This window comes from Bacillota bacterium (assembly GCA_012837285.1).
GTDB lineage: Bacteria > Bacillota > DTU030 > DUMP01 > DUMP01 > DUNI01.
Map to the genome: position 1 here is coordinate 1 of DURJ01000186.1, position 12,131 is coordinate 12,131.

10 protein-coding genes are annotated in these 12,131 nt (G+C 54.1%); 6 read left to right on the top strand and 4 right to left on the bottom strand.

What is annotated here, in order from left to right; genetic code table 11:
• Positions 1–516: 516 nt before the first annotated feature.
• Positions 517–3,168 carry a valine--tRNA ligase gene (locus GX016_10425; GenBank protein HHT71955.1) on the top strand — a complete coding sequence of 884 codons (2,652 nt, stop codon included), beginning with the start codon at positions 517–519 and terminating at the stop codon, positions 3,166–3,168.
• Between the two features lie 13 nt (positions 3,169–3,181).
• Positions 3,182–4,477: a bifunctional folylpolyglutamate synthase/dihydrofolate synthase gene (locus tag GX016_10430; protein ID HHT71956.1), complete on the top strand. Its 1,296-nt coding sequence runs from the start codon at positions 3,182–3,184 to the stop codon at positions 4,475–4,477.
• Positions 4,478–4,556: 79 nt separating this feature from the next.
• On the opposite strand, the gene GX016_10435 is transcribed toward GX016_10430, so the two are convergent.
• Positions 4,557–5,645 carry a hypothetical protein gene (locus tag GX016_10435; GenBank protein ID HHT71957.1) on the bottom strand — a complete coding sequence of 363 codons (1,089 nt, stop codon included), beginning with the start codon at positions 5,643–5,645 and terminating at the stop codon, positions 4,557–4,559.
• 191 nt (positions 5,646–5,836) lie between these two features.
• Between GX016_10435 and GX016_10440 the strand changes: the two genes are divergently transcribed.
• The 3 genes from GX016_10440 to GX016_10450 all read left to right on the top strand — a co-directional run bounded on the left by GX016_10440 (position 5,837) and on the right by GX016_10450 (position 9,188).
• On the top strand, positions 5,837–7,945 hold the full coding sequence (locus GX016_10440; protein HHT71958.1) for a ribonucleoside triphosphate reductase: 2,109 nt from the start codon (positions 5,837–5,839) through the stop codon (positions 7,943–7,945).
• Between the two features lie 45 nt (positions 7,946–7,990).
• Positions 7,991–8,692 carry an anaerobic ribonucleoside-triphosphate reductase activating protein gene (locus GX016_10445; GenBank protein ID HHT71959.1) on the top strand — a complete coding sequence of 234 codons (702 nt, stop codon included), beginning with the start codon at positions 7,991–7,993 and terminating at the stop codon, positions 8,690–8,692.
• A 355-nt stretch (positions 8,693–9,047) separates the two neighbouring features.
• Positions 9,048–9,188 (top strand): sulfonate ABC transporter, encoded by a 141-nt coding sequence (locus GX016_10450; protein HHT71960.1) that lies wholly within the window; start codon positions 9,048–9,050, stop codon positions 9,186–9,188.
• An 86-nt stretch (positions 9,189–9,274) separates the two neighbouring features.
• Here the strand turns inward: GX016_10450 and GX016_10455 are convergent, their stop codons facing one another.
• Positions 9,275–10,393 carry an aminotransferase class I/II-fold pyridoxal phosphate-dependent enzyme gene (locus GX016_10455; GenBank protein HHT71961.1) on the bottom strand — a complete coding sequence of 373 codons (1,119 nt, stop codon included), beginning with the start codon at positions 10,391–10,393 and terminating at the stop codon, positions 9,275–9,277.
• Positions 10,394–10,477: 84 nt separating this feature from the next.
• Complete coding sequence (locus GX016_10460; GenBank protein HHT71962.1) at positions 10,478–11,215, bottom strand: ZIP family metal transporter; 738 nt, start codon at positions 11,213–11,215, stop codon at positions 10,478–10,480.
• A 59-nt stretch (positions 11,216–11,274) separates the two neighbouring features.
• Between GX016_10460 and nrdR the strand changes: the two genes are divergently transcribed.
• A complete protein-coding gene (nrdR, locus tag GX016_10465) occupies positions 11,275–11,760 on the top strand; it encodes a transcriptional repressor NrdR (protein HHT71963.1) in 486 nt (161 codons plus the stop codon).
• Positions 11,761–11,784: 24 nt separating this feature from the next.
• Here the strand turns inward: nrdR and GX016_10470 are convergent, their stop codons facing one another.
• Positions 11,785–12,036: a DUF1657 domain-containing protein gene (locus GX016_10470; GenBank protein ID HHT71964.1), complete on the bottom strand. Its 252-nt coding sequence runs from the start codon at positions 12,034–12,036 to the stop codon at positions 11,785–11,787.
• Positions 12,037–12,131 lie beyond the last annotated feature (95 nt).

Sequence of the window (12,131 nt, forward strand, 5' to 3'; positions counted from 1 at the left end):
CCGTCCAGAGAGGGAAACCCGCGGCTGGAAGGTTTCCTCGGAGGTAGCGCCGAAAGTCGCCCAAGAGCCGCTCAGGTGAAAAAAGTAGCCTGGGCCGTGGGCCGCGTTAAGGCCAAGAGCCTGGCTGGGGATTTTCTCTGGCCGGGGAATTAAGGTGGTACCACGGTCCTCCGTCCTTTGCGGGCGGAGGTTTTTGTATTACCGTATGCTGTTTAGATCCTGCGCTTCGCTCCCTACGCTTCGCTCTGGGCAGGCTGGGCAGGCTGGATGACAATCTCGACCTCCGTTTGCTCAGGGTGACAATCTTGACTTTCGTTTGGTAAGAATTTGCATGCGTTACCCGTACCACAATAAATGCAAGGGTTTCCTGTCATTCTGAAGGAGCAAAGCGACTGAAGAATCTTAAACAGGATCCTTCAGGCAAAGCCTTCAAGATGACAACGAAGCACAGTCTTTACCCAGCCCAACGGGGCCGGGCGGATACGAAATATAAAACATTAGGAAAGGAAGATACCCATGACAACGAGAGAGATCCCTACTGTATATGATCCCCATAAGGTAGAAGAGAAATGGTATCAGTATTGGCTGGATAACGGTTACTTTACGCCGGAGATCGAACCGGAGAAGGAACCCTATACCATTGTGATCCCGCCGCCCAATGTGACCGGAGCTCTCCATATGGGTCATGCTTTGGATAATACTATTCAAGATGTTCTTATCCGCTATCAGCGGATGCAAGGCAACCCTACTTTGTGGCTACCGGGGACAGATCATGCCGGCATTGCCACGCAAGCGCGGGTGGAGGCAGAGTTGGCCAAGGAGGGCCTCAGCCGCTGGGAGCTAGGGCGGGAAAAATTTTTGGATCGGGTCTGGGAGTGGAAGCACCAGTACGGCGGCCAAATTATCGTTCAACTGCAGCGGCTGGGAGCGTCCTGTGACTTCACCCGGGAACGCTTCACTATGGACGAAGGCTGTTCCCGGGCTGTGCGCGAGGTATTTGTCAGTTTGTACGAGCGCGGCTTGGTTTACCGGGGAAACTATATTGTGAACTGGTGTCCCAAGTGCCACACGGCCATTTCCGACATTGAAGTGGAGCACGAGGATTTAGCCGGCCATTTATGGTATGTACGTTATCCGCTGGCCGATGACGATGGCTACATTACTGTAGCTACCACGCGCCCGGAAACAATCCTGGGTGATACGGCTGTGGCTGTAAACCCGCATGATGGAAGGTACCAGGATTTAGTGGGCAAAGAAGCTGTTTTGCCGGTGGTGGGGCGCCGGTTGCCTATTATTGCCGATCATTATGTGGATCCGGCCTTCGGCACCGGGGCAGTGAAAATAACGCCCGGCCATGACCCTAACGACTTCGAAGTGGGGCAGCGCCATAATCTAGATCAAGTTTCGGTTATTGATTTAGATGGGAAAATGACAGCCGCTGCCGATAAGTTCGCCGGACAGGATCGTTATGAGTGCCGGCAGCGGCTGGTGAAGGAATTAGAAGCCGGGGGTTACCTGGTAAAGGTGGAGGACTTGGCTCATGCGGTTGGGCATTGCTCTCGCTGTGGCACGGTAATCGAACCGCTGCTGTCTAAACAATGGTTTGTGAAGATGCAGCCGTTGGCGCAACCGGCTTTGCAGGCAGTAAAAGACGGGCGCATTAGATTTGTCCCGGAGCGCTTCACCAAAATCTATTGCCAGTGGTTGGAGAATATCCGCGATTGGTGTATTTCACGGCAGCTCTGGTGGGGACACCGGATTCCGGTCTGGTATTGCCGCGATTGCGGGGCCGAGATTGCCAGCAGGGAAGACATCACCTCTTGCTGTGCCTGTGGCAGCAGTAAGATTGATCAGGATCCCGATGTTCTGGACACGTGGTTTTCGTCGGCTTTGTGGCCGTTTTCCACCTTGGGGTGGCCGGAGGAGACAGCGGATCTTGGCTACTTTTACCCCACCTCGGTATTGGTCACCGGGCGCGATATTATTTTCTTCTGGGTAGCCCGGATGATTTTCATGGCCCTGCCGTTTATGGACGACGTGCCTTTTCGAGATGTATTCATCCATGGGCTGGTTCTGGATGCTCAGGGGCGTAAGATGAGTAAATCCTTGGGTAACGGGATCGATCCGCTGGAAGTGATTGAAAAGTACGGGGCCGATACGCTGCGGTTTATGCTTATTACCGGCAGTGTTCCCGGCTATGACCTCCGATTCCAATGGGAACGGGTAGAAGCTACCCGAAATTTTGCCAACAAGGTTTGGAACGTGGCCCGGTTGGCCTTGCTTAACCTGGAAGATTTCGATCCCAAGAAGATCGATGTCTCAACGTTAGAGTTTACCTTGGCCGACCGCTGGATCAGAAGTCGGTTCAGCACGGTGAGAAACCGGGTAATAGAGTTTATCGACAGCTACGATCTGGGTGGGGCCGGCAGGCTGCTGTACGAGTTTATCTGGGATGAGTTCTGTGACTGGTACGTGGAACTGGCCAAGCTGCGCCTGTACGGAGACGACCGACCAAGGCGCCAGACGGCTCAGTATGTCCTCTGGGAAGTCCTGGAGCGCACCCTCAGGCTGCTGCATCCTTTTATGCCTTTTGTCACCGAGGAGATATGGCAGCACCTACCGCATACAGGTGAAAGCATTATGATCGCCCCTTATCCGGAGCCGATGGGAGAACAGGATCTGACAGCGGAGGCGGACTTCGCTTTGATCCAGGAAGTGGTACGGGGCATCAGGAACGCTCGCGCTGAAATGGAGGTTCCGCCTACTCGTCGAGCCCGGGTAATCATCCAGGCCCAACCGGAGGCGGCGGCAGTTCTGAACCAAGCAGGTGCGTACCTTGAGAGCCTGGCTTGGGCCAGTGAAGTGGTCACCGGTGCCATTACAGACCAGAAGCCGCCCCAGGCAGTGAGTTTTATCACCAACGGGGTGGAGGTTTATCTGCCGCTGGCTGACTTAGTGGACATGGAGAAAGAAATTGCTCGGGTCGAAAAAGAGATTGCTGCTATGGAGGCCGAAGTGAAGCGTTCGGAACGGATGCTCACCAATAAAGGTTTTTTGGCTAAGGCACCGGCTGAAGTGGTGCAAAACGAACGGGAGAAGGAAACCGGTTATCGCGACAAGTTGGCCCGCCTGAAGGAGCGCTTGTTTCAGCTTCAGGGGAACCGGTAGAAAGAGGTGTGTTATGAACTGGGAGGAAGCGCTGGCGTGGCTGGAGTTGCTAGGGCAGTTTGGCAGCCGGCCGGGTCTCGAACGGATCAATCATGTACTGGATAATTTAGGACGGCCGGAAAAAGGGCTAAGTATTATCCATGTGGCCGGTACAAACGGGAAAGGGTCGGTGGCCACCTTTATCAGCTCGGTGTTGACGGCGGCGGGATATAGCACCGGTCTGTATACGTCCCCTCATCTGGTCCAGTACCAAGAGCGGTTTCTAACGGATGGGGTGGAGGCAGCCGAACATGAGCTGGCCCTTTACTTCACCCAGGTGCGGGAGGTAGTGGACAGGTTACAGGCCGAAAGCGGCTTAATACTGACGGAATTTGAAGTGTTAACCGTGGTAGCCTTCTTGTATTTTGCGGCCCGCCGGGTGGATTACTTGGTGCTGGAAGTAGGTCTGGGCGGTCGGCTGGATGCTACTAATGTGGTGGTACCAAAGCTGGCTGTGATCACCCGCATCGGCATCGATCACATGGCCGTGCTGGGTAACACGCTGGCCGCCATTGCCGGTGAGAAAGCAGGCATCATCAAACCGAAGGTGCCGGTGGTAATGGGGGCCCAAGAGGCAGAAGCGGAAGCTGCTATTCGAGCTGTAGCGGATCGGAACCAGGCCGTCCTTTATGCCACCGAGGATTCGGTGTTTGTACACCCTAAGGAGCATAATTTAAGCGGTCAGCGCTTTACTTTGAAAGTGGCTGACCGCCTGTATCCGGACTTATGGATCAAACTGTTGGGACCGCACCAACTGGAAAATGCAGCCACAGCAGCTTGTGCGTGGCGAGTGTTAGCCGAACAAGGTGCCGGTATCAGTGAGGCTGCTTTCCGCCAGGGGCTGGCAGCGGCTCGTTGGCCAGCCCGGTTTGAAGTGGTAAAGACAAAGCCGCTGACTATAATTGACGGCGCTCATAATCTCAGCGGTGCTGAGGCCTTAGCGCGGACAGTGGAGCAGTACTTGCCGGCCGGTCGCCTGCTGTTGGTGGTGGGAGTACTGGCGGATAAAGATGTTAACGGTATTCTGAGGGTTTTTGCTTCCTTTGCCTCCAAGGCGGTTGTCACCAGGCCCGACAGCCCCCGCGCCGCTGCTCCAAAGGACGTAGCTGCCCAGCTAAGGCTTTTGGGGGTAGATACGCTGGTGGAGCCGGATATCGGCCGAGCCGTCGATAAGGCCTTAACCCTGGCCGGACCGAAAGATACGGTGCTGGTCTGCGGCTCGCTGTACTTAGCCGGAAAAGCCAGGGAATGTTTGCGTAGAATGAAATGATCACCGAGTAGCCCGAGGCTTCGCGTAGTGCTCCGGCGAGGCTTCGGCCTGGACTCGGCAAAGGGGCCGGGGGTCTGGATTAAGTACCTCGCTTGAGGAAGATGCGCATCTCGCCGGCGCTGATTTCAGCTGAGGCGATTTGCAGCCCGGCCATGAGGGGGATGTTCAAACTGAGATCCCGATCTTTAAACAACAGCTCCAATGCGCTGTCCGGTACCTTTGTTTGGCCTACCAGGACCGAGTGCGGCACAAATACCAAGCGCCGGTTCTCGGACCGGATGGTAAAGCTAATGCTGTAATCCAACCCTGGACGCTTTAAGACCATAAGTCCCGGTTGGCACTGCAGGGAAAACCTATCCTGAGCGCTAAGGCCGCGATTCAAGAGATTCTCCAAGGTATTTTGCTTAAAGGTTACCTCGGCTTGGCCGCGGAGGTAGTCCAGCTGTACTTTGTCCGGCTCAACTGTATGCCAGGGTAATTTGCTCAGTCGATCCAGGCAGCGCTCAATGTCCGGTAACACTTTTTCCCAGGCTTGACTAAGAGCCAATATGGCCGGAAAGTCGTCCAGCTTTTTTTCGGCCTCAGCCAGGGCCAGAGACTTAGCTTGACGCAACCGCTGGGCTTCCTCCAGACTGCGATTAATAGCCGCATAAACATGGGCGATGTCTTGTTCACGGGCCCGATACTCTTGTGCTTGGGTTTCGATTTGAACAGTTAGGGCCTGTAGTTTATTTAGGCTGTTTACATTGGTTTCGATGATGGTGACAACTATGTCTAAGCGGTTCAAGAAATCAGCCAGATTCACCGCGCCCAGCAAGACATCCAGATAGGTGAGACTACCTTCTTCCACTAAGAACCGTAACCACCGACCGACATTTTGTTCCTCTTCGGCTGCGGCCGCTAGCAAGCGGCTTTTTTCTTGTTGCGTGCTTCTTAAGGCGCCTCGCAGTTGTTCCAACCGGGTCTCAGCCGCGGCTTTTTCGCTGTACAGCAAAGCTAGCTTGGTGTCTAACTCGAGGATTTCAGCTATGAGCCGGTCTCTTTCCTCTATGGCCGTCATGGTAGCGCCGGGCGGCGCGCTGGGAGCGGCCAGAACCGGAGACAAGCTGTAGGCAGCTACGCATGCTGCCAGGAGCCAAGCGATAAGTTGGCGGCAGGGACGGGACATAGACACACCTCCAGAAGCTGGAAACGAGTTTGTGAGCTATTAAGCGGGCAACGCCGGTATCGATTTCTATTTTCAGTTAACAGTCTTTGGCTGCATTGTTTAGGGCTGGACATTGCTTATATAGTGGGTCTATACTTAACATACCACTACATGTTGTAGGTGGCAAATTACTTGAGGTGGGTGAGGGTACGTTGCTTAACCAAATCAGAAAACGAGATGGCCGCTTGGTCCCCTATGATCGCAACCGCATAACCACAGCTATTTTCAAGGCGGCCCAATCGGTAGGCGGCGGTGATCGGGAGCGGGCCGAACAATTGGCCGTGGAAGTGGAACGGATTCTGGCCGACCGCTACGGCCATTCAAATATTCCTGAGGTGGAAGAGATTCAAGATATCGTGGAGAAAGTGCTGATAGAAAATGGACATGCCCGTACAGCTAAGTCCTATATACTGTATCGTAAGCAACGGGCCGATTGGCGGAGTTTGGAACATGTGTTTCTGGATGTGGAAAGGACCGTTGTGCGCTACCTAAAAGAGGAGAGCTGGCTGGTAAAGGAAAACAGCAACATGGACTACTCCCTCCAAGGGCTCAACAACCATATCATCGGGGCGGTAACATCGTGCTACTGGCTCAACCGAATTTATCCCCCGGCGGTGGCTCAAGCCCATTCTAACGGGGATATCCATGTTCACGACTTAGCTCTTTTGGCCGTTTATTGCTGTGGCTGGGATTTGTCGGATCTGTTGCTGGAGGGCTTTAAAGGTGCGGCTCAAAAAGTGGAAAGCGCCCCGGCCCGGCACCTGCGCACGGCTCTAGGCCAAATTGCCAACTTCTTTTATACGCTGCAGGGCGAAGCTTCCGGTGCCCAAGCCCTGGCCAGCTTCGATACCTACTTGGCACCGTTTATCCGTTATGACGACCTTAGTTACCGGGAGGTAAAACAAGCTCTCCAGGAGTTCATCTTTAATCTTAATGTACCTACCCGGGTGGGTTTTCAAACCCCATTTGTCAATCTTACTTTCGACGTGCGGCCGCCTAAGACCATGCAGGACGAACCGGTGATCATCGGCGGACAGCGCCGGCAGGAGTGTTACGGCCAGTTTCAAGCCGAGATGGACATGTTAAACCAGGCTTTTTGTGAAGTAATGACGGAAGGCGATGCCAAGGGCCGGATATTTACTTTTCCTATACCTACTTATAATATCACGGCCGATTTTCCTTGGGGGACTCCAGTGGCTGAGAAAATTATGTATATGACGGCCAAATATGGTATTCCTTATTTCGCCAACTTTATCAATTCGGACTTGGACCCGGAGGATGTTCGCTCCATGTGTTGCCGGCTGCGGCTGGATGTACGCGAGCTCAAACACAGGGGTGGCGGCTTATTCGGGGCCAATCCGCTCACGGGATCCATCGGTGTGGTAACCATCAATTTGCCTCGAATCGGCTATCTGGCCGGGGGTAAGAATGAGTTTCTGCAAATCTTAGCCAAACGCATGGATCTGGCTAAAGAAAGCCTAATCTTAAAGCGGAAGGCGTTGGAACAGTTTACCGAACAGGGTCTCTATCCTTATTCTCGTTTTTACCTTCGGACTGTAAAGGCCGGTTTTGGGAGTTACTGGGAGAACCATTTCAATACCATCGGCATTGTGGGTCTGCATGAAGCGGCGCTCAATCTGCTGGGGCAAGGTATTGATACTGCCGAGGGCAAGGCTTTGGCCCGGCAAGTGCTGGCTTTTATGCGGGAACGGCTAAGTGATTACCAGGAAGAGACCGGGCGTCTGTTCAATTTGGAGGCTACGCCGGCAGAAGGAACCAGTTACCGCCTGGCTAAACTGGATCGACAGCTCTACCCGGATATTATCACATCCGGTGACAAAGAGCCATATTACACGAATTCTACCCAGCTGCCGGTTAACCACAACAGGGATTTGTTCACTGCTCTTGAGCACCAGGACGAGCTTCAGACACAGTATACCGGTGGCACCGTGTTTCACGCTTTCTTAGGTGAGAGAGTGACCGACTTAAAGACGTGTGAACAGACTATCCGAACGGTGTTCAGCCAGTTTAGGTTGCCCTATTTTTCCCTCACGCCTACTTTTAGTGTGTGTCCCCAGCATGGTTACTTGGTGGGGGAGCAGTTCACCTGTCCCCGCTGTGGCCACGAGACCGAGGTGTGGAGCCGGGTGGTGGGTTATTACCGGCCGGTGAAAAATTGGAACCTAGGTAAACAAGAAGAATTTCGCCAGCGTAGCACCTTTAGTGTCGCAGCGGAGTCAAGTCAGATCGCCGGGAAGTAGCCACTGGATCAGATTGGGTTAGAAGTGGATGACAACGAGGGTGAAATGAGTGCCATGGGAATTAGAGGAGTGGAGCGGGTTAGTTTTGTCGACTATCCTGGACAGATTTGCACCACAGTATTTTACGGCGGCTGCAATATGCGCTGCGGTTTCTGCCATAATCCCTTGCTGGTTACTGAAGCAGGCGCTTGGCCGACGGTAGATCGGGTTCAACTGTTAAAACAGCTAGGCCAACGGAGGAAGTTGGTACCGGCAGTGTGCATCAGCGGGGGCGAGCCCACGCTGGATCCAGGCTTGCCTGATCTGGTACAGGAGATTAGGGCGCTGGGGCTTAAGATCAAGCTTGACACTAACGGCACTAGGCCTGGCGTGTTGGCTAGGTTGCTGGCGGACGGACTATTGGATTATGTGGCCTTGGATGTAAAAGCCCCAGGGGAAAAATATAGTGTGGTCAGCGGGGTTGCGGCGGCGGTAGCGGTGCGAGACAGTATAGAACTGGTAAAGGAAAAGGCACCGGCGTACGAATTCCGGACCACCGTGGTGCCGGGGTTGCTAGATAAGGCCGACTTAATGGCATTGGGTCGGGAATTGGCTGGGGCGAAAAAATATGTGCTGCAGCAGTTCAGATCCATCGGGCCCCTGCTAGATCCATCGCTTGAACGGCGGCCACCTTATCCTGATGAGTTTTTGCATCAAGTGGCAGCTCAGCTTAAGCCCTATGTGGCTACGGTGGAGGTACGCTGCTGACCACAATCGGTCGTGTTGTAAGGGAGGGGCTCTGTCCCTGCCTTAGCTCCGTTGACGGTTGCGGGCCTCTCCTCACGCTTCGCGCGGCCCGCCAGAACGACCGAGCTCGGCTTCGGGCCGCCTCTGAACTCGCCCCTTCGGGGCTCACACATGCATCGGCGGTTTTCCCTCCTTCGCCTCGCTCTTTTGAATAAGGGCCAAGCTCCGCGTCGAGGACAGGCCTGGCAACCTTGTGGCTGGGCAACGTGGCCAGCTTGTATCCGAAGGACATGTGCCTTTAGGCATAGTAATAGTTATTGATTTGGCCGGCTGCCCGATGCTATAATTAGGCCATAAAACAGCGGAGGTGAGCCTGATGGTGCTATGCCCGGTGTGTAACCTGGAATTTGAGATCCCAGCCGGAACAGGCCCCGGGGATACGGTGGAGTGCCCTTATTGCGGGGTAGAACTGGTGTTGAAGCTGGAAGGTGACGAACTGGTCGCCGAAGAAGTCTAACTAAGCAATAGACAGACCGGGGCTTGCAGCACCCTGGTCAAACAAGAGCGGCCCTAAGGCCGCTCTCTTCTAAGATCCAGTGCGTATTATTTCAGGCCGGCGCAAAAACGGCTGAGTTGCTCGAGACCGGTGGAGAAGGTCTCGGGATCACCGCCAAAACCGAGGCGGAAATGGCCGGGCTGACCGAAGGCTTCACCGGGCACCAGAAGCACTCCTTCTTGGTCAAAGGCGCCCTGGCAAAAGTCGGTACCGGAAATATCCGCCCGCTTCAGCCAGGGAAAGATCAGTACGCCGGCTGCAGGCGGCACATAATCGATCTGGTCTGACCATTGATTGAGCCAACTCAAGAGCACTTCCCAGTTCGTACGGGCGATGGCAGTATTGCGAGCGAGGACAACTTTCTTATTGGCCAGGGCCAGCCGGGCCAGGAAATCGGAAACAGGAGAGATGGATATGGTGGTATAATCCTTCCATTGCCAGGCTGTGTCCACCAAGTCTTGGGGTCCTACGAACCAACCCAGTCTTAGTCCGGACAGGCCGTAGGCTTTAGACATACTGCCGACGCTGATGGCCCTGGGGCTCAATGTTCGGGCGTACGGGGGCACTCGACCCGGTTCCAAAGCCAGGTCATGATAGACTTCGTCGCACAATACCCAGAAGCCTTTTTGTTCGGCCCAAGCCAGAATAGTTTTCAAGTCTGTTTCGTTGATAACAGCCCCGGTCGGATTGTGGGGTATATTCAAAACTAGCAGCTTGGTTTTGTTGTCGATGAGCCGTTCCAGCTCCTTTAGATTGGGCTTAAACCCTTCGTCCCGAGTCAGCTGCCAAAACTTGACGTGGGCTCCGCGGGCTTCAGCCACAGAATATAGCACCTGATAAGCAGGATATTGAACGATGACGGTATCGCCAGGATCCACTAAGATATTGGCCAGCAAAAAGTCCGCTTCCATAGCTCCGGTAGTCACCAAAACATTAGCAGCCGTGGAACCGGGATAGAAGCCGGCGATAAGCTCGCGCAGGGGATCTGATCCCAGGGTCGGGTTGTAGGAGATGGGTATATCCAGAAGTTCTTCGGCATCCGTTTGGGCGAGCTCAAGTAATTCTTGTACAGTAAGGGGTTTGGCATCGGTTTCAGCCAGGTTATACCGGGCAGTTAGCTCGTGGGTGTTAAGCCAGTGCTCCACCAAGAAGGGAGCCAATTGCATGTTTATCCTCTCCCATGTTAAGATTATACATAATAGTATTCGGGCTTCCAGCCAAGATCCCTGCTTGGTAGCTAGAAAAAGCTGTCAGCGCATCAATTGCTGAATCAATATCAGGACCATGACCCCGCCCAGAAATCCGAACGTGCCCAGACGTTCGAATCCGTGCTCGTGGCTATCGGGGATTAAGGTGTCGGATACGGCATAAAGCATAGCCCCGGCGGCAAAACCCAAGGCAAAACCTAAAATATCCTGCAGCCAATCCACCAGTACCATTCCTACCAGGGCTGCCAGCGGCTCGGTTAGCCCGGTTAGCAACGCCAGGCCCACGGCCTGCAGACCAGAAATACCATGGTCCCGCAGGGACACAGCCGCTAGCAATCCTTCCGGAATGTTCTGGACGCCGATGGCGACGGTGAGTATGAGTCCAATTTGATCTTCTTGGGAAGCATAACCGATGCCCATGGAGAGACCCTCCGGCAGGTTATGGAGCACTATTGCGGCCAGGATCATCAGGGAGGTTTTCCAGCCGGAGGCTCTGGGTTTTCCGGTTCTGGTATGATGGTGGGGTAATAATAGATCTAGAATCACCAGGGAGCCGGCGCCGGCAATTAGGCCCAGCAGCACTTGCCATAGGCTCTCTTTGTTCAAGGCGGTGGGAATAAGCGACAATAGGGCGGCAGCGGTCATCATGCCACCGGCAAAACCCAGCAGCACCCCTTGGAGCCAAGCGGATACTTGGCTGACAAAGAGTAGAGGCAAAGCTCCTAAGCCGGAGGCAAAACCGGCGATCATTGTTGCGAGCAATTTATCCCAGCGGATCAAATTCTAGGCCCCCTTCAAGCAGCTGCCAGGGACATTATCTATACGAGGGGAGTGGCGCTATGCGCTGTCCATTCTGTAGCGAGTCTGATACTCGAGTGCTGGACTCCAGGCCGGCAGAGGGCGGCTCGGTTATCCGCCGTCGCCGGGAATGTAGCGGCTGCAAACGTCGCTTTACCACTTACGAACGGGTAGAGGAACAGCCCCTCTTCGTGGTGAAGCGTGACGGCCGCCGGGAACGCTTTAACCGGCAAAAAATCCTGGCGGGCTTGGTAAAAGCATGTGAGAAACGACCTATTTCCTTAGCTATTTTAGAGGGTTTGGCCGAGGAAGTGGAACGGGAAATTCGCAACGCCTTAATGGAGGAAGTACCCTCCACCACCATCGGCGACTTGGTGATGGAGAGGCTGCGTCAGTTGGATGAAGTGGCTTATGTCCGCTTTGCCTCGGTTTATCGCCGTTTTACCGATGTAGAGCGCTTTTTACAAGAGCTAGAATCGTTGGTAGCCGGCTCAAGGCCGGAACAAGAACCTGAGACTAAGAATTAAAGAAGCGGGCTTAAGCCCGCTTCTTTAGACCAACCGGCCACCGCCCTTAGGTTGGTTTTGGCCGGCCTGGGGAGACATTTTGTAACTTGGTTCCTGGCTTTCCGCATAGTTAGTACGGCTTTTTAATCCTTGAACAATTTGGTCCAACTGGCGAGCATAGCTGTCGAATTGCTGTTTGGCATTTTGATCTTGAGTATCTAAGGAAAAGCCCTTCAGAGTACCCACAGCGCTCTCCAGCGAAGCCAATGTCTGGTGCAACTTTTGGCCTACAGTCACAATCTGAGCCTCCTTCCTGAAGTATTTCCGGATCCTACCCTAGCTTGCCCAGTTCGGAGACTAGTTATAGGCCGAAGACGCTCGCCCAAATAAAA